This is a genomic window from Streptomyces sp. NPDC101118 (assembly GCF_044759445.1).
Classification (GTDB): Bacteria; Actinomycetota; Actinomycetes; order Streptomycetales; family Streptomycetaceae; genus Streptomyces.
In genome coordinates this window covers 13,282-31,547 of sequence record NZ_JBIVZG010000019.1, presented here as the reverse complement: position 1 = coordinate 31,547, position 18,266 = coordinate 13,282, and the positions used below count along the sequence as shown (strand labels likewise).

General features: G+C 71.2%; 12 protein-coding genes. 9 read left to right on the top strand and 3 right to left on the bottom strand.

Annotation, left to right across the window (positions count from 1 at the left end):
- Nucleotides 1–59 precede the first annotated feature (59 nt).
- The 3 genes from ACIQUQ_RS26690 to yjfF are packed head-to-tail and all read left to right on the top strand — an operon-like array spanning nucleotide 60 to nucleotide 3,738.
- Nucleotides 60–1,622: a sugar ABC transporter ATP-binding protein gene (locus ACIQUQ_RS26690; protein ID WP_403980558.1), complete on the top strand. Its 1,563-nt coding sequence runs from the start codon at nucleotides 60–62 to the stop codon at nucleotides 1,620–1,622.
- Nucleotides 1,619–2,734 (top strand): ABC transporter permease, encoded by a 1,116-nt coding sequence (locus tag ACIQUQ_RS26685; RefSeq protein WP_403980555.1) that lies wholly within the window; start codon nucleotides 1,619–1,621, stop codon nucleotides 2,732–2,734. The genes ACIQUQ_RS26690 and ACIQUQ_RS26685 overlap by 4 nt, the downstream gene beginning before the upstream one ends.
- 5 nt (nucleotides 2,735–2,739) lie before the next feature.
- Nucleotides 2,740–3,738, top strand: coding sequence for a galactofuranose ABC transporter, permease protein YjfF (gene yjfF, locus ACIQUQ_RS26680; RefSeq protein WP_403980784.1), 999 nt, complete (start codon nucleotides 2,740–2,742; stop codon nucleotides 3,736–3,738).
- Between the two features lie 90 nt (nucleotides 3,739–3,828).
- Here the strand turns inward: yjfF and mmsB are convergent, their stop codons facing one another.
- The 3 genes from mmsB to chvE are packed head-to-tail and all read right to left on the bottom strand — an operon-like array spanning nucleotide 3,829 to nucleotide 7,831.
- Nucleotides 3,829–5,073, bottom strand: a complete 1,245-nt coding sequence (gene mmsB, locus ACIQUQ_RS26675; protein ID WP_403980552.1) for a multiple monosaccharide ABC transporter permease — start codon at nucleotides 5,071–5,073, stop codon at nucleotides 3,829–3,831.
- Nucleotides 5,070–6,725 carry a multiple monosaccharide ABC transporter ATP-binding protein gene (mmsA, locus tag ACIQUQ_RS26670; protein ID WP_403980549.1) on the bottom strand — a complete coding sequence of 552 codons (1,656 nt, stop codon included), beginning with the start codon at nucleotides 6,723–6,725 and terminating at the stop codon, nucleotides 5,070–5,072. Before mmsA ends, mmsB begins: the two co-directional genes overlap by 4 nt.
- Nucleotides 6,722–7,831 (bottom strand): multiple monosaccharide ABC transporter substrate-binding protein, encoded by a 1,110-nt coding sequence (gene chvE / locus ACIQUQ_RS26665; protein WP_403980546.1) that lies wholly within the window; start codon nucleotides 7,829–7,831, stop codon nucleotides 6,722–6,724. Before chvE ends, mmsA begins: the two co-directional genes overlap by 4 nt.
- Nucleotides 7,832–8,092: 261 nt before the next feature.
- Here chvE and ACIQUQ_RS26660 point away from each other — a divergent pair, with 261 nt between their 5' ends.
- The 6 genes from ACIQUQ_RS26660 to ACIQUQ_RS26635 all read left to right on the top strand — a co-directional run bounded on the left by ACIQUQ_RS26660 (nucleotide 8,093) and on the right by ACIQUQ_RS26635 (nucleotide 18,195).
- The gene (locus tag ACIQUQ_RS26660) at nucleotides 8,093–9,109 is read left to right on the top strand and encodes a LacI family DNA-binding transcriptional regulator (RefSeq protein WP_403980781.1); all 1,017 of its coding nucleotides are present in this window, start codon (nucleotides 8,093–8,095) and stop codon (nucleotides 9,107–9,109) included.
- Nucleotides 9,110–10,957: 1,848 nt separating this feature from the next.
- Nucleotides 10,958–12,667 (top strand): ribulokinase, encoded by a 1,710-nt coding sequence (gene araB / locus ACIQUQ_RS26655; protein WP_403980543.1) that lies wholly within the window; start codon nucleotides 10,958–10,960, stop codon nucleotides 12,665–12,667.
- 59 nt (nucleotides 12,668–12,726) lie between these two features.
- Nucleotides 12,727–14,235: an L-arabinose isomerase gene (araA, locus tag ACIQUQ_RS26650; protein WP_403980540.1), complete on the top strand. Its 1,509-nt coding sequence runs from the start codon at nucleotides 12,727–12,729 to the stop codon at nucleotides 14,233–14,235.
- A gap of 38 nt (nucleotides 14,236–14,273) precedes the next feature.
- Nucleotides 14,274–14,987 carry an L-ribulose-5-phosphate 4-epimerase AraD gene (gene araD, locus ACIQUQ_RS26645; RefSeq protein ID WP_403980537.1) on the top strand — a complete coding sequence of 238 codons (714 nt, stop codon included), beginning with the start codon at nucleotides 14,274–14,276 and terminating at the stop codon, nucleotides 14,985–14,987.
- 67 nt (nucleotides 14,988–15,054) lie between these two features.
- Nucleotides 15,055–16,533, top strand: coding sequence for a non-reducing end alpha-L-arabinofuranosidase family hydrolase (locus ACIQUQ_RS26640; RefSeq protein WP_403980534.1), 1,479 nt, complete (start codon nucleotides 15,055–15,057; stop codon nucleotides 16,531–16,533).
- 96 nt (nucleotides 16,534–16,629) lie between these two features.
- Nucleotides 16,630–18,195, top strand: coding sequence for a sigma-70 family RNA polymerase sigma factor (locus ACIQUQ_RS26635; RefSeq protein WP_403980531.1), 1,566 nt, complete (start codon nucleotides 16,630–16,632; stop codon nucleotides 18,193–18,195).
- The last annotated feature ends 71 nt before the right edge of the window (nucleotides 18,196–18,266 follow it).

The following is an 18,266-nucleotide window of genomic DNA, read 5'->3' as shown; positions in this document are numbered from 1 at the left end:
CGCCCACCAGACCGGGAGCGGCCCGCACGCCGCCCCGGTCCCTCAGGAGAGGAGGGCGGATGGCAGCCCCACCCACCCCTCGCACACCCCACCGCACCGACCGGCCGGTCCTGGAGGCCCGCGGCATCCGCAAGGCGTTCCCCGGCGTCGTCGCCCTCGACGGCGTGGACCTGCGCCTCTTCCCGGGCGAAGTCCATGCGCTCATGGGCGAGAACGGCGCCGGCAAGTCCACTCTCATCAAGGTGCTCACCGGAGTCCACCCGCCCGACGCGGGAACGATCTCCCTCGACGGCGGCCCCCGGCGGTTCGCCGAACCACTGGACGCACAACACGCCGGAATCAGCACGGTCTACCAGGAGGTGAACCTGTGCCCCAACCTCTCGGTCGCCGAGAACGTCCTCATCGGCCGTGAGCCCAGACGCCTCGGGCTGGTCCACTGGTCGGCCCTCCACCAGCGGGCGGCACGGCTCATCACCGAGCTGGAACTCGACCTCGACGTCCGCATGCCGCTGAGCGCGTACTCCCTCGCGGTCCAGCAACTGGTCGCGATCGTACGTGCCGTGGACGTCAAGGCGAAGGTCCTCGTCCTCGACGAGCCCACCTCCAGCCTCGACCGGGACGAAGTGGCCCAACTGTTCACCCTGGTGCGCCGCCTCCGGGACCGGGGCGTCGCGATCCTCTTCGTCACCCACTTCCTCGACCAGGTCTTCGACCTGTGCGACCGGGTGACCGTCCTGCGCAACGGCCGCCTCGAAGGCGAGTACCGGATCGACGAGCTGACGCCCGTCACCCTCGTCCATCGCATGGTCGGCGGCGAACTGAGCACCCTGGACGAACTGGCCGAGACCTCCCACACCGGCGCCGCCGCCGTCCCCGAGTCCGCGGACGCCCCCTTCCTGAGCGCCCGCGGACTCGCCCGGGCCGGCTCCATCCAGCCGTACGACCTGGACATCCGCCGCGGCGAGGTCATCGGCCTGGCGGGGCTCCTCGGCTCCGGACGCACCGAGGCCGCCCGGCTGCTCTTCGGAGCCGACCACGCCGACGGAGGAGAGCTCCGGATCGACGGCGAGCGTGCCGCCCTGCGCTCGCCGCGCGCCGCGATCGCCCACAAGATCGCCTTCTGCTCGGAGAACCGCAAGGCGGAGGGCCTGATCGGCGAACTCACGGTCCGCGAGAACATCGTGCTCGCCCTCCAGGCGGCACGCGGCTGGGCCAGACCACTCTCCCGCACCCGGCAGGACGAGATCGCCGCCCGGTGGACCGAGGTCCTCGACATCCGCCCGGCCGACCCCGAGGCGCAGGTCCGCAACCTCAGCGGAGGCAACCAGCAGAAGGTGCTGCTCGCGCGGTGGCTGCTCACCGACCCCGAGCTGCTGATCCTGGACGAACCCACCCGGGGCATCGACATCGGCGCCAAGACGGAGATCCAGAAACTGGTCGCCCGGCTGGCCACGGCAGGCACCGCGGTTCTCTTCATCTCCGCCGAGCTCGAGGAAGTGCTGCGGCTGAGCCACCGCGTGGCAGTCCTGCGCGATCACCGGATCGTCGCCACCCTCCCCAACGACCCGACCCTGACGCCCGACCGGATCCTGGGCACCATCGCCACCGGAGCCACCTCATGACACCACTCGACGACACCGGCGCCGGGGGACGTCCGGCCCCGGCGTCCGGCGCCCGGCAGCTCACCGAACACCGCCTCTTCTGGCCCGCCACCGTCCTGGCGGCCCTGCTGCTGGGCAACGTCGCACTCACCCACGACTTCTTCGCCGTCCGCGTCCAGAACGGACACCTGTACGGCAGCCTGATCGACATACTCCAGTTCGGCGCCCCGCTGGTCCTGGTGTCGCTCGGCATGACACTGGTCATCGCGACGCGGGGCATCGACCTCTCGGTCGGCTCGACGGTGGCCATCGCCGGCGCGCTCGCGTGCGAGCACATCGCCACCGCGCAAGACCCCGGCAGCCCGGCCACCGTGACGTCGGCGATCACCGTGGCGCTCGGCGTCGCCGCCGTGATCGGGCTGCTGAACGGTTTCCTCGTGGCCCGGCTGGGCGTCCAGCCCTTCGTCGCCACACTGGTCCTCATGGTGGCGGGGCGGGGCGTGGCCCAGCTGATCACCGACGGCCAGATCATCAGCGTGTCCAGCAGCGCCTACAAGATGATCGGCGGCGGGTACTGGCTCACCCTCCCCTTCGCCGTCCTGCTGTCCGCGGCCGCCGTCGCCGTCACCTCCCTCGTCACCCGGCGGACCGCGCTCGGCATGCTCCTCGAATCGGTGGGAGGCAACCCGGTCGCGAGCCGGCTCGTCGGCATCCGGGCGACCGGGCTCCTGGTCGTGGTCTACGTCGTCAGCGCCGTGTGCGCCGCGGTGGCCGGCCTGATGATCAGTTCGAACGTGTCCAGCGCCGACGGGAACAACGCGGGCCTCTGGATCGAGCTGGACGCGATCCTCGCCGTCGTCATCGGCGGCACCGCGTTGACGGGCGGCCGCTTCTCCCTCGGCGGTACGGTGCTCGGCGCGCTGATCATCCAGACCCTCTCGACCACGATCTACACCCTCGGGGTACCGCCGGAGACCACTCTCGTCTTCAAGGCCCTGGTCGTCATCGTCGTATGTCTCGTCCAGTCGCCCGCGTTCCGCGCGCGACTCTCGCACCGTCACCGAGCGGCCGCCCCGCCCCCGGGTCCCGCGGCCGGTGACGTGGGATCCCGCCAGCAGGAGGTCCACCCGTGAGCACCATCGTCAGCTCCCTCACCAGTCCGCTCCGGCGGTTCCCGGTACGGCATGCCGCCCACGTGCCGCTCATGGTGACGGCCACCCTGCTCATCGCCATGTTCTCGGTCGGCTCCCTGCGGTACGAGGGCTTCTTCTCCGCGCAGGTCCTGCTCAACGTCCTCATCGACAACAGCTTCCTGCTCGTCGTCGCGATCGGCATGACGTTCGTCATCCTCACCGGCGGAATCGACCTGTCGGTCGGCTCCGTGGTGGCCCTGTCGACCATGCTGACGGCCTGGCTCGTCGAACGGAACGGCCTCCCGCTCGCCCTGGCGGTGCCACTGGTCCTGCTGGTCGGAGCAGCCGGAGGCGCCCTCATGGGCTGGGTGATCCACACCTTCGAGATCCAGCCCTTCATCGTCACCCTGGCGGGCATGTTCCTCGCCCGCGGCCTCTGCTACACGATCAGCACCGAGTCCATCTCCCTCACCGACCCGACGACCACGCGGATCGCCCAGACGCGAGTGCTCCTGCCCGGCGGCCTGTTCGTCTCACCCGCCGTGGTCATCGCCCTGGCCGTGCTGGCGCTCGCCTTCGTCGTCCTCCACCACACCCGCTTCGGCCGCACCGTCTACGCCCTGGGCGGCAACGAGTCCTCGGCCCGCTTCATGGGCCTCCCCGTGGGCCGCACCAAGGTCGCGGTGTACGCCGTGAGCGGCCTGTGCTCCGCCCTCGGCGGTCTGCTGCTGACGCTCTACATGCTGTCCGGCTACGCCCTGCACGCCGGCGGCATGGAACTCGACGCCATCGCGGCCGCAGTCATCGGAGGGACAGTGCTGACCGGGGGCTCCGGTTTCGTCCTGGGGACCGCACTGGGCGTGACGGCCCTCGGTCTGATCCAGACCGTCATCAACTTCCAGGGCACGCTCAGCTCATGGTGGACGCGCATCGTCATCGGCGGCCTGCTGTTCGTCTTCATCCTCCTCCAACGGCTCTTCGGCGGATCCCGCCGGGCGGCATGACCTCCGGCCGAGCCCGCCTGCGTACGAACACGCCGACACGGCTGTGCCCGCCGACGGAGGCCGGCGGGCACAGCCGTGTCCGGAGCGGTGTCAGGCGCCCGCCCTTCGCTTGTTCCACACGTCGAAGCCGACCGCCGCGAGGAGCACCAGGCCCTTGATGACCTGCTGCCAGTCGGTGCCCACCCCGACGAGGTTCATGCCGTTGTTGAGCACGCCGAGGACCAGGCCGCCGATGATCGCCCCCAGAACGGTTCCGACGCCACCGCTCATCGACGCCCCGCCGATGAACGCGGCGGCGATGGCCTCCAGTTCGAAGTTCACGCCCGCCTTGGGTGAGGCCGCGTTGAAGCGCGCCGCGAAGACGAGCCCGGCGAGCGCCGCGAGCATTCCCATGTTGAGGAACACCGTGAAGGTCACCTTCCTGTCCTTGACCCCGGACAGCTTCGCCGCGGGCAGGTTCCCCCCGATGGCGTACACGTGGCGGCCGATCACCGCGTTGCGCATCACGTATCCGAAGGCCACCAGCAGCACCGCGAGGATCAGGAGGACCACGGGGGCGCCCTTGTAACTGGCGAGCAGCAGCGTGGTGACCAGGACCGCGGCGACCAGAGCCGTCACCTTGAGGGCGAACAGGCCGGCCGGGAGCGTCTCCAGGGCGAACTCCCGCTGACGGCGACGGTCCCGCACCTCCTGGAAGACCACGTAGGCGATCAGTCCCACGCCGAGGAGCAGGGTCGGGTTGTGGTAGTCGGTCTGCGGCCCCGCCTCCGGCAGGAAGCCGTTGGCGATCTTCTGCAGTCCGTCCGGGAAGGGGCCGAGCGTCTGGCCCTTGAGGAAGATCTCCGTGAGCCCGCGGAACAGCAGCATGCCGGCCAGGGTCACGATGAACGACGGTATGCCGACGTACGCGATGAAGAATCCCTGGAGCGCGCCGGCGACCGCGCCGAGCAGCAGGGTGAGGAGCACCGCGACGGGCCAGGAGACCTGGTGCTCGACCATGAGCACCGCTCCGATGCCGCCGACCAAGGCCATCAGGGAGCCGACCGACAGGTCGATGTGCCCGGAGACGATGACGATCATCATGCCGATGGCCAGGATGAGGATGTAGCTGTTCTGCAGCACCAGGTTGGAGACGTTGCGCGGCAGCAGGAGGTCGCCGCCCGTCCAGATCTGGAACAGGAGCACGATCAGGCCGAGGGCGAAGAGCATCCCGTACTGGCGCATGTTCCGCCGGACGCCGTCCAGGAGTACCCGGACCACCGGTGTCCCGCTGGAGGGGGATGCGCTGCCCGGTGGCGCCGGGGCGGTCGTCGTCGTACCGACTTCGGTGCTCATGCCTGGTGTCCTTCGCTGGAGGCGGAGTCTGCGGTGACCGCGGGAGGCGCGGGGGTGTCCTGGGTCATGTGCCGCATCAGCACCTCCTGGGTGGCGCCTTCACGGGTGACCTCGCCGGTCAGCCGTCCGGCGGCCATGGTGTAGATGCGGTCGCACATGCCGAGCAGTTCGGGCAGTTCGGAGGAGATGAGGAGGATGGCCCTGCCCTCGGCGGCGAGCCGGTCGATCACGGTGTAGATCTCGTATTTGGCCCCGACGTCGACTCCGCGGGTGGGTTCGTCGAGGATGAGGACGTCCGGTCCGGCGAGGATCCACTTGCTGAGGACGACCTTCTGCTGGTTGCCGCCGGAAAGGCGGCCGACCGGTTCGAGGACGTTCGGAGCCTTGATGTTCATGATCCGCCGGAACCGTTCGGCCACCTTGCGTTCCTCGTGACCGTCCACGATTCCGCGGCGGGCGAGCGCGCCGAGGGAGGCGAGGGAGATGTTCCGGCTCACGGAGTCGCCGAGGTCGAGCCCGTAGTGCTTGCGGTCCTCGGTGACGTACGCGATGCCGTGGGAGACCGCCTCGGGGACGGTACGTGTCCGCACCTCGCGGCCGTCCTTGAGTACCGTGCCGCGCTCGTAGTGGCCGTACGAGCGGCCGAAGACGCTCATGGCGAGTTCGGTCCGGCCGGCCCCCATGAGTCCCGCGATCCCGACGATCTCCCCGCGGTGGAGCTGGAGCGAGACCCCGTCGACCACCCTGCGGCCGCGGTCGAGCGGGTGACGCACGGTCCAGTCCCGGATCTCCAGGACGGACTCGGTGCCGGCCGGGCCTTCGTACGGCGTGCGGTCGGGGAAGCGGCTGTCGAGGTCCCGTCCCACCATGCCGCGGATGATGCGCTCTTCGGTGGTGGCCGGGTCCGTGACGTCGAGGGTCTCGATGGTGCGCCCGTCACGCAGGACGGTGACGGAGTCGGCGATCCGGGCGATCTCGTTCAGCTTGTGCGAGATGAGGATCGAGGTGATGCCCTGGCTCTTCAGCTCCCGCATCAGCCGCAGCAGCTTGGCACTGTCCTCGTCGTTGAGCGCCGCGGTCGGCTCGTCGAGGATCAGCAGGCGGACGTCCTTCGCCAGCGCCTTCGCGATTTCCACGAGCTGCTGCTTGCCGACACCGATGTCGGCGACCCGGGTCTCGGGGTGTTCGTCGAGCCCGACCCGCCCGAGCAGTTCGGACGCACGGCGCAGTGCCTCGTGCCAGTCGATGATCCCGTGCCGGGACGGTTCGTTGCCGAGGAACAGGTTCTCGGCGATCGACAAGTGGGGGACGAGCGCGAGCTCCTGGTGGATGATGACGATGCCGTGCTGCTCGCTGGCCCTGATGTCCTTGAAGCGGCACGGCTCGCCGTCGAAGAGGATCTCGCCCTCGTAGGTCCCGTGCGGGTGGACGCCGGACAGGACCTTCATGAGGGTCGACTTCCCGGCACCGTTCTCTCCGCACAGGGCGTGCACCTCGCCGCGCTCCACGGACAGGGTCACCTCGGAGAGTGCCCTGACTCCGGGGAAGGTCTTGCCGATGGACCGCATCTCCAGGACGGGGCCGGCCTCGAGGACGGGGCCGGCCGGGGACGAAGCGGGGAGGCCGGGGGTATGGGGCGCGGCGGGGGTCACCGCAGGGCGCCGGCGTCGATGTAGCCGGAGTCGACCAGGACCTTCCGGTAGTTCGACTTGTCGACGCTGACCGGGTCGAGCAGGAAGGCCGGGACCACCTTCTTTCCGTTGTCGTAGGTGGTGTCGTCGTTGATCGCGGGCTTCTTGCCGGCCAGGACGGCGGCCACCATCTCAGAGGCGACCTGCGCGAGCGCGCGCGTGTCCTTGTAGACGGTCTGCGTCTGCTGGCCCGCGATGATCGACTTCACGGAGGCGACCTCCGCGTCCTGGCCGGTGACGACCGGCAGGGGCTTGGCGGCGCTCCCGTAGTCGTCGGACTTCAGGGCGGACAGGATGCCGATGGAGATGCCGTCATAGGGGGACAGCACGGCGTCGACCCGGGCCGTGGAGTACGAGGAGGTCAGCAGGTCGTCCATGCGCTTCTGCGCCGTCCCGCCGTCCCAGCGCAACGTGGTGACCTGGTTGAGCTGGGTCTGCTGGGAGCGCACGACCAGCTGCTTCTTGTCGAGATAGGGCTTGAGCACCTTCATGGCGCCGTTGAAGAAGTACCTGGTGTTGTTGTCGTCGTTGGACCCGGCGAACAGCTCGATGTTGAAGGGCCCCTTCTTCGAGCCGCCCTTCAGTCCCAGCTTGTCGACGATGTACGCGGCCTGGAGCTCGCCGACCTTCTCGTTGTCGAAGGAGGCGTAGTAGTCGACGTGCGGGGAGCCCAGGATCAGCCGGTCGTAGGAGATCACCGGGATGTGGGCGTCCGCCGCCTGCTGGAGAACGTTGGACAACGCCTCGCCGTTGATCGCGGCCACGACCAGGGCGTCGACGCCCTGGGTGATCATGTTCTCGATCTGGGCGACCTGCTGGTCGGGGTCGTCCTCGCCGTACTGCAGGGTCGTGGAGAAGCCGGCCTTCTCCAGGCTCGCGGTCATGTTCCGGCCGTCGGCGATCCACCTCTCGGAGGACTTGGTGGGCATGGCGATGCCGATGGTGAGGTCCTTCTTGTCCTTGGACTCCCGGCTGCCGCCCTCGCTGTTCTGCCCGCAGCCGGTCAGGAGCAGGGCACTGCCGGTGGTCACGGCCAGGAGGGCGGATACGGATCGGAACTTCTTCATGGGCGTTACCCATCCCGTCGTCGAGGGCGGCTCCGACCGGGGACGGGCCCGACGGCAGCGCGCGTCCTCGCACCACCGGGACGGCACCGTTCCGGCTGGGTCGCCGGGGCGTCGCGCCCCGGTCGAGCTTGATTGTTAGCGCTCACAACGGCGTGATACAAGAGGCGCTAAGGTTTTTCTCGTACCGATACACAGCCGCTCGCAGGGAGAAGGGAGGCGAACGTGGTGCATCCCGCGGAAGACGTCCGCCGCCCGCCAACGATGGCCGACGTCGCACGCGAGGCGGGGGTCTCCCACCAGACCGTCTCCCGGGTGCTGAGCGATCACCCCAACGTGCGCGCGGCCACTCGGGAGCAGGTCACCCTGGCCATCGAGCGGCTGGGCTACCGCCGCAACTCGGCCGCGCGCGCCCTGGTGACGCGCCGTACGAGGACGCTGGGCGTCATCGCCGTCAACACCGCCCTGTACGGCCCTGCCAGCACCCTGACCGGCCTGGAGGAGGCGGCCCGGGAGGCGGGCTACCTCGTCTCGACCGTCAGTCTCCGCGCCGGCGAGGGGCGGGGGCAGGGGCTCAAGGGCGCCATCGACCATCTCGCGGCCTGGGGTGTGGAGGGTGTCGTCGCCATCACCCCGCAGCGCTCGCACGTGCAGGCGCTCGCCGAGTTGGACGCGCCCTTCCCCGTGGTCACGGTGGAGGGCGGTCACCAGCTCGACCTGCCAGGGGTCTCCCTCGACCAGGAGCTCGGCGCCCGCATGGTCACGGAGCACCTGCTCGCGGCCGGGCACCGGAACGTCTGGCACGTGGCAGGTCCCGAAGACTGGCTGGAGAGCGAGGCCCGTACCGCGGGATGGCGCGCCGTCCTGGAGGAGAGCGGCATCCGGCCTCCGCGTGTACTGACGGGGGACTGGAGCCCGCTGTCCGGGTACCGGGCCGGGCAGGAACTGGCAGGACTCGCGCTGGCCCGACGCGGGGCGACACCGGTCACGGCCGTCTTCGTCGCCAACGACCAGATGGCGCTCGGTGTCCTGCGGGCGCTGCGCGAGGGCGGGATCCGTACCCCCGCGCAGGTGGCCGTCGCCGGCTTCGACGACATCCCGGAGGCCGAGTTCTTCCCTCCGCCGCTGACGACGGTCCGCCAGGACTTCGCCGCCATCGGACGCCGGAGCATAGGACTCCTGGTGGACCACATCGAGGGCCGCGCCCGGAAGGCCGAGCACCTCCTGGTGGAACCGCAGCTCATCATGCGCGCGAGCACGCGCCCGCTGAACGAGGCCTGACGCCGGGGGCGCCCTGGGGGTGGACGACGGATTACGGCAGGGGCCATTGCGCGTCGCCGCATCCTCCGGGGCCCCGCGCCCCGGGCGGCCCCCGGCCCCCGGGCGGCCCCCGGCCCCCGGCCTCCGGGCGGCCCCCGGGCCCCGCCCTCGGCCCGTCGGCCCCTGGCGGGCTGGGGAGCCTCGGTGGCGAAGTCAAGCCGCCTGCGTGGCGGGTGGGGCGGAGTCAAGACGTCAAGACCCGGCGGTCACGTCGGAGGGCCCGCAGCATTCCGGCCCGGCGAGGGCGAGGAGATGGCGGCCCGGACGTGCCCGCAGCCCTCGCCTCGCTTCGTGACGTGGCAGCCCCGGATCGGTCCTTCGCGGATGATGCCGGTCTGCGCGGATGTGCAGAACGTTCTGCGCAGGCGCCGACTGTGCCGCTGGGTACGGTGCAGGCACCGGTCCGGCACCGGTCCGGCCGCCGAGGCCGGGGGCGTCGTCGTCGGCATGGGCCGACAGGTCGCCTGCGGCGACGACGAACCCGGCCCCGAGTATCGGGCTCATCCCGGACCGGGACTCGACGATCCCGGCCTGTCGGGGGCCGCGGCCCGTCTCGCGGATCTGCTCGCCGATCCGCTTGTGCCTGTCGTCCGTGGCAAGGATCCGCCAAGCCGGGTCGCCGGTGATCTGCCCGGCGACATCCTCGACGGGCAGTGCGGTCTGCTGGGCCCGGGCTGCCTCCAGGGCGGTCGCGGCGACCGCGTCGGAGCCGCGGGGGCCCCGTCTGGGAGGCCGCGCTGCCGGCCCCGTCCGGCCGCGGCAGCGGATCGGGGCCGGGGGTCCGGCAGCGGTCGGCAGCACCGGCGCACCCTCGTGCGCCGAGTGGTCGAAGGCCCGCTCCGGATCGGGAAGACGCCGGTCGGCACGTCCCGCAGCCGGTTGACCATCCGCACTCGGCCGGCGACCGGATCCGGATCGGTGAGCGGTCGGCCGGGCCGGATCGGCGGCCGGCTCGGCAGGCACGTCAGCCGTGGCCAAGTCCCGTCGGTGGCCCGCGGCTCGGCGATGACGCAGGCGCCCCCGGCGTCGGTCGTGGCCCCGCCCTGGTGGCCGTCTCCTTCGGACCTGCCGGTCAAGCCCGCGTCGTCCGGTGCCGTGCACCGCAAGGCGGCGAGGTGCGCGTACTGGACGTACTCGGTCGCCTCGACAATGCGGCGAGAGGTGCGGTGCCGGGTGGCGCGGGTCCGGGGGCACCTCCCGGCGGTAGTCGGGGGAGCGCGATCCGAAAGCGACGGCCCAGGCCCCGGACATCCGGTTGGCGGTGCGGCCGGGCGCATGGACGCCTGCCGGTCGTGCCTCGTGAGTCGTCGTGAGTCGTGAGCTCAGCCGGCAACGGCGCGGGCAGTGTGCCGGAGATGTCCACCGCCCCCTGGAGCTGGTCGGCCGGCTCCAGGATCTCACCGGGCGCGGTCAACCATCGCCGACCCGTACGGAGCCCCCACGCACCGGACGCCGGGTCCTGTCCGGCCCCCGATCCGGGGGACACCCCCTGGCCCGCCGTCTCCCGGCCGCCGCCGGCGGCGGGCCTCCTGCCGGCCCTTCGGCGCCTGGCCGACGCTCGGCGCCGACCCGCCCGCGTCGGGGCCCCGCCCGCTGCCCCGCTCCCTCGGCCGCTCGCCCGTGCCGCCTCCCACCGGGCCGGCTGCGGCTCCCGGGGCTGTCCTGGTGCGCAAGTGAGCGCTCACCTCAGAGACTTCATTCCTTGCTCGATATTCGATCGGAGTGCACCTAACCCTTGTCCAATCCAAATGTGAGCGTTAACAATCAGAGCGCTCCTCTGGCCCCGCTCATGACGAGAGAGACCACATCGTGACCGCACACACCCCTGCCGACCCCGCAGCCCGTCACCATCCCGAGGCGTGCACGGTCGGAGTCGACTTCGGCACTCTTTCCGGGCGCGCCGTCGTGGTCAGAGTCCGGGACGGCGCCGAACTCGGTTCGTCGGTCCACGAGTACCGCCACGCCGTCATCGAGGAGCGCCTTCCCTCCACCGGAGCCCCCCTGCCCCCCGACTGGGCCCTGCAGCACCCGGAGGACTGGCGTGACGTCCTGCGTACCGCCGTTCCGGCGGCGCTCGCCGACGCCGGAGTCGATCCGGCCCGCGTCATCGGCCTCGCCACCGACTTCACGGCCTGCACCGTCCTGCCGACCACCCCGGACGGTGTCCCCCTCGCCCTGACGCCCGAGTGGGCCGACCGCCCGCACGCCTGGCCCAAGCTGTGGAAGCACCACGCGGCCCAGGCCCAGGCGGACCGCATCAACGCCCTCGCCCACGCCCACGGCGAGAAGTGGATCGCACGGTACGGCGGCAGGATCTCCGCCGAGTGGCAGTACGCGAAGGCCCTGCAGGTCCTAGAAGAGGACCCCGCCGTCTACGCCGCCTGCGCCCGCTGGATCGAGGCGGCCGACTGGATCGTCTGGCAGCTGACGGGCGCCGAGTCCCGCAACACCTGCACGGCCGGCTACAAGGGCATCCACCAGGACGGGGCCTACCCCTCGCCCGACTTCCTCGCCCGCCTGCATCCGGACTTCGCCGACTTCCCCGCCACCCGCCTGGAGCACCCGCTGTCCCCACTGGGCTCCCGGGCCGGCACCCTGAGCCGCCGGGCCGCGCACTGGACCGGCCTGCCCGAGACGGTCGCCGTCGCCGTCGGCAACGTCGACGCCCACGTCGCCGCGCCCGCGGCCGGCGCCGTCGAGAACGGCCGTCTGCTCGCCATCATGGGCACCTCCACCTGCCACGTCCTCAACGGCGCCGTCCTCGCCGAGATCCCGGGCGTCTGCGGGGTCGTCGACGGCGGCATCGTCGCGGGCGCCTACGGCTACGAGGCCGGCCAGAGCGCGGTCGGCGACATCTTCGCCTGGTGGCTCCGGCAGGGTGTCCCGGACCACTACCGCGCCGAGGCCGAGGCCTCGGGCGAGGACCTCCACCAGCTCCTGACGCGCAAGGCCGCAGGTCAGCCGGTCGGCGCGCACGGCCTGGTCGCCCTGGACTGGCTCAACGGCAACCGTTCCCCCCTGGTCGACCACCACCTCTCCGGAGTCGTCGCCGGCCTCACCCTCGACACCCGGCCCGAGGACGTCTACCGGGCCCTGCTCGAGTCCACCGCCTACGGCACCCGGGTGATCGTCGAGTCCTTCGAAGAAGGCGGAATCCCGGTCGAGGAGTTCATCGTCACCGGAGGCCTGAAGAAGAACGCGCTGCTCATGCAGATCTACGCAGACGTGCTCCGCCGCCCCGTCTCCGTCGGCACCTCCGAACAGGGGCCCGCGCTCGGCTCGGCCATTCACGCCGCCGTCGCCGCAGGCGCCTACCCCGACGTCCGGGCCGCCGCCGCCGTCATGGGCAGCGTCCGGCGCCACGCGTACCTGCCCGACCCCGCTCGCGCGGACGCCTACGACGCGCTGTTCGGCGAGTACCGCGCCCTGCACGAGCACTTCGGCACCGGCGCAGACCTTCTCCTGCACCGCCTGCGCCGGATCCGCAACAGCGCTCGCGTCGCCGCGCCCGCCGACTGACCGGCCGAATCCACCGGCCCGAGCGCGCCACCCCCGCACCTCCGAGGAGCACACCCGACATGACACCCGCCACGACCGAACGCGAGATCTGGTTCCTCACCGGCAGCCAGGCCCTCTACGGTGACGACACCCTGGCACAGGTCGCCGACCAGTCCCGCATCATCTGCGCAGTCCTCGCCGGTCAGCCCCAGCTGACCGTCCGGCTCGTCTGGAAGCCGGTGCTCACCGACGCGGCCGCCATCCGCGCGGTCTGTCTGGAGGCCAACGCCGACGACCGCTGCATCGGCCTGATCGCCTGGATGCACACCTTCTCCCCGGCCAAGATGTGGATCGCCGGCCTCGACACCCTGGGCAAGCCCCTGCTGCACCTGCATACCCAGGCCAACCGCCAACTGCCGTGGTCCACCATCGACATGGACTTCATGAACCTGAACCAGGCCGCCCACGGCGACCGCGAGTTCGGCTTCGTCCAGACCCGCCTCGGCGTCGTGCGCAAAACCGTGGCCGGCCACGTCTCCACACCCGAGGTCGTCGACCGCATCGTCGGCTGGGCCCGCGCCGCCGTCGGCCGCTCCGAACTCACCACCCTCAAACTCGCCCGGTTCGGCGACAACATGCGCGACGTCGCAGTCACCGAGGGGGACAAGGTCGAGGCGCAGCTGCGGTTCGGGGTCTCGGTCAACACCTATGGCGTCAACGACCTGGTCGCTGCGGTCGACGCCGCCTCCGCGGACACCGTCTCCGCCCTCGTCAAGGAGTACGAGGACCTCTACGCCCTCGCGCCCGAACTGCGGACCGGCGGTGAGCGCCACGACTCCCTGCGCTACGCCGCCCGCATCGAAGCCGGTCTGCGCACCTTCCTCACCGAAGGCGGGTTCCGCGCCTTCACCACCAACTTCGAGGACCTCGGCGGCCTGCGCCAGCTGCCCGGCCTCGCCGTCCAGCGCCTGATGGCGGACGGCTACGGCTTCGGCGGCGAAGGAGACTGGAAGACCGCCACCCTGCTGCGCACCATGAAGGCCATGGCCCACGGCCTGCCCGGCGGCACCTCCTTCATGGAGGACTACACCTACGACCTCGCGCCCGGCCGGGAACTGGTCCTCGGCGCACACATGCTGGAGGTCTGTCCCTCCCTCACCACGGCCACGCCCAGCTGCGAGCTCCACCCCCTCGGCATAGGCGGACGCGAAGACCCGGTCCGCCTCGTCTTCGACGCGGACCCCGGCCCGGCCGTCGTCGTCGGCCTCGCCGACATGGGCGACCGGTTCCGTCTCGTCGCCAACCACATCGACGTCGTCGCCCCGCCCGAGCCGCTGCCCCGGCTCCCCGTCGCCCGGGCCGTCTGGCGGCCCCGCCCCGACCTCCGTACCTCGGCCGAAGCCTGGCTGACGGCCGGAGCACCGCACCACACCGTCCTGACCACCGCTCTCGGTGGCGAGGAGCTCGACGACCTCGCCGAGATGCTGCGGACCGAGCTCGCCGTCATCGACGAGGACACCACCGTCCGGCGCTTCACGCGCGAGCTGCGCTGGAACCAGGCCTACCACCGTCTGGCACAGAGCCTGTGAACACCTCCGCCTCCACCCCTGGCAGGAGGGAGACCTCCGTGCGCACGACCGTTTCCGGGGAACTGCGCCGAGAGGTACTGGAGGCCAACCTCCGCATCCCCCGAGCCGGCCTCGCCACCCTCACCTGGGGCAACGTGAGCGGTGTGGACCGGCAAGCCGGCGTCTTCGTCATCAAGCCCTCGGGCGTGGCCTACGACGTGCTGAGCGAGGAGGACCTGGTCGTCGTCTCCCTGTCCGACGGGAGCGTCGTGGACGGCCACCTGCGCCCGTCCACCGACACGGAGACGCACCGCAGTCTCTACCTGGCCTTCCCCTCCATCGGCGGCGTGACCCACACGCACTCCACCCACGCCGTCGCCTTCGCCCAGGCCCGGCGTCCTATACCGGTGCTCGGCACGACCCACGCGGACACCTTCAACGGCCCCGTCCCCGTCACCGCGGCCCTCACCCCCCAGCAGTGCGCCACGGACTACGAGTACAACACCGGTCAGGTCATCGTGGACCTGCTGGGCCGTGACGACACCCGGGCCGAGGAAGTCCCCGGCGCCCTGGTCGCCCACCACGGCCCCTTCACATGGGGCGCCGACGCCACGAAGTCCCTGGAGCACGCCGTCATCTGCGAGGCGGTGGCCGAGATGGCCCTCCACACCATCGCCCTCGGCACGGTCGAACCACCGCAGCACCTCCTGGACCGCCACTTCACCCGCAAACACGGCCCGGATGCCTACTACGGCAACCCGTCCTCCGTCTGACCGCACCGAGGGAGCCGTTCCCGCCCCCGACCGCACTCCGTTACCCATCCCCGAAGGAGGCCTTCCGATGAGATGGCGCCGCCCGCCCCTGGTCCTGAGTCTCGTCCTCGCGGTCCTGTCGTCCCTGCTGCTCGGGGCCGCTCTCCTCACCGCCCCGCCGGCCGCCGCCGCGACCGTCGACACCAACGCCTGGTACGTGCTGGTCAACCGCAACAGCGGCAAGGCCCTGGACGTCCACAACCTGGCGACCGGCGACGGCGCCCGCATCACCCAGTGGACCAGGAACGACCAGAACCAGCAGCAGTGGCAGTTCATCGCCTCCGGCGACGGCCACTACCGCGTCAAGTCCCGCCACTCCGGCAAGGTCCTGGACGTCCACAACCTGTCCTCCGCCAACGGCGGCCCGGTCGTCCAGTGGACCGACCTGAACGGCACCAACCAGCAGTGGCGGCTCGCCGACGGCGAGGACGGCCGCGTCAGGCTCATCGCCCGCCACAGCGGCAAGGCCCTCGAAGTCCAGGGCGCCTCCACCGCCGACGGCGCGAACATCGTCCAGTACGACGACTGGGGCGGCGCCAACCAGCAGTGGCAGCTGGTCAAGGTCGCCGGCGGCAGCACTCCAGGCACCTGCGCCCTGCCCCCGACGTACCGCTGGTCGTCGACGGGTCCGCTGGCGCAGCCCAAGGCCGGATGGGCCTCGCTCAAGGACTTCACCGTCGCCCCCCACAACGGCAAGCACCTCGTCTACGCGACCACCCACGGCGCCGCGGGGACGGGAGCGGGCTGGCGCTCGATGAACTTCACCCCGTTCACCGACTGGTCGCAGATGGCCTCGACCGGCCAGAACACGATGTCGAACACCGTCGTCGCGCCCACCCTCTTCCACTTCGCGCCGAAGAACATCTGGGTGCTCGCCTACCAGTGGGGCAGGACCGCGTTCTCCTACCGGACGTCGAGCGACCCCGCCAACCCGAACGGCTGGTCGGCGGAGCAGGAGCTCTTCTCCGGAACCATCCCCGACTCCGGCACCGGCCCGATCGACCAGACGCTGATCGGCGACGGGTCGAACATGTACCTGTTCTTCGCCGGTGACAACGGCAGGATCTACCGGGCGAGCATGCCGATCGGGAACTTCCCGGGCAGCTTCGGCTCGTCGTACACGACGGTCATGAGCGACACGGCCAAGAACCTCTTCGAGGCGCCGCAGGTCTACAAGGTCAAGGACCAGAACCAGTACCTCATGATCGTCGAGGCCCGGGGTGCGCAGGAGCGCCGCTACTTCCGCTCCTTCACGTCCACCAGCCTGAACGGCTCGTGGACGCCCCAGGCCGCGACCGAGAGCAACCCCTTCGCGGGCAGGGCCAACAGCGGTGCCACCTGGACCGACGACATCAGCCACGGCGAACTGATCCGCACCGGCGCCGACCAGACCTTCACGGTCGACCCCTGCAACCTGCAGTTCCTCTACCAGGGGCGCGATCCCAACTCCGGCGGCGACTACGGCCAGTGGCCCTACCGCCCGGGCCTGCTGACGCTGCAGCGCTGACGAGTGCGGAGAGAGGCACGGGACGGGGCCGTATATCTTTGCGGGCGCGGAGGCAGGCCGCCGTCCCGGCGGACCGCTCCCCTGGAGAAGGTGGGAATGGGGCTCATCGACGTGGACGACGCGGGGCTGGTCGTCCGGGCGCAGACCGGTGACGAGCGGGCGCGCGAGGAGCTGGTCGCCGCCTACCTGCCGCTGGTCTACAACATCGTCGGGCGAGCGCTGAGCGGCCACGCCGACGTGGACGACGTCGTCCAGGAGACCCTGCTGCGGGTGGTGCGCGACCTGCCCGCCGTGCGTACCCCGGAGAGCTTCCGGTCCTGGCTCGTGTCGATCACGCTCCGCCAGATCAACACCCACCTGAACCGGAGGCACGCCTTCGCCGACCGGACCACGGTGATCGACGAGGCGGGCGAGATACCCCACGCCGGGGCCGAAACCGTGGACGTGGCGATCCTGCGGCTGCACGTTTCGGACGAGCGCCGCCGGGTGGTCGAGGCCGGCCGGTGGCTCGACCCGGACCATCGGCTGCTGCTGTCCCTCTGGTGGCAGGAATGCGCCGGTCTGCTGAGCCGTGAGGACATCGCCGCCGCGACGGGGCTCACGGTCGCCCACGTGGGAGTACGCCTGCAGCGCATGCGCGAGCAGCTGGAACTGTGCCGGACGATCGTCGCCGCGCTGGAGGCCGACCCGCGCTGTCCGCAGCTCGACGAGGCCGTCGTCGGCTGGGACGGCGACCGCGCATCGGTGTGGCGCAAGCGGATGGCGCGGCATACCCGCGGCTGCTCCGTCTGCACCGGGTCGACGGCGGAACGGGTGCCGGCCGAACTGCTGCCCCTCAGCCTCACCACGCTGGCCGTCCCGGCCGGACTGGTCTCCGGGCTGGTCGCCAAGGGCCTGCTGTCGGGCACCGCCGCGAGCGCCGCCGGGCTGGCCACGGCACCCGTCGCCGTCGCCGTCGGCACGGCGACGGCGACCGGGGGAGGCGGTCTGAACGGCGCGCTGATCGGGAAACTCCACGCGGGGGCGACCGCTCATCCGCTGGTCGGCCTCGCCGTCGGCGCGGTGCTCGTCGCCGGGACCGCCACCTACGCGACCTGGCCCGACCTCGCGCCTCGGGCGCCTGCCGTCATCGCCGCTCCCACCGTCGGCACCGCGACGCCGGCCCCGTCGCGCACCACCGCGTCGGCCACCCCGTCCCCGGCCGTTCCGTCCGCCGCCGCGGGCACCGTTCCCCTGGGCGTGCAGTCGCTGGAGGCGGTGGACCGACCCGGCCTGTTCGTCACCTACGCAGGCGACTACGCGGCGCTCGGCCGGGTCTTTGCGTCCAGCGGCGCTCAGAACCGGAATCGGGGCGCCTTCACGGTGATCGCGGGGCTGGCGGACACGCGGTGCGTCACCTTCCGCGCCGCGGACGGCCGGTACCTTCGCCACCACTACCTGCGGCTGCGGCTCAGCACCGACGACGGCAGCGATCTGTTCCGTGAGGACGCGACCTTCTGCCCGCGCCCCGGGTCGGTTGCGGGGTCGGTGACCCTGCACGCGCACAACTATCCCGGCTCGGTCCTCCGTCACCGTGACGGTGGCATCTGGCTCGACGGCTCCGACGGCACGCGGACCTTCGCCGGCCAGGCCTCCTTCATCGTGCGGAGCGCCCGCGGCTGAAAGCCGTCCCACACCGCGCCGTTCCCAGCCGCCCGGCAAATTTCCGGGCGGCGCGAATTTTCTGTTACGCG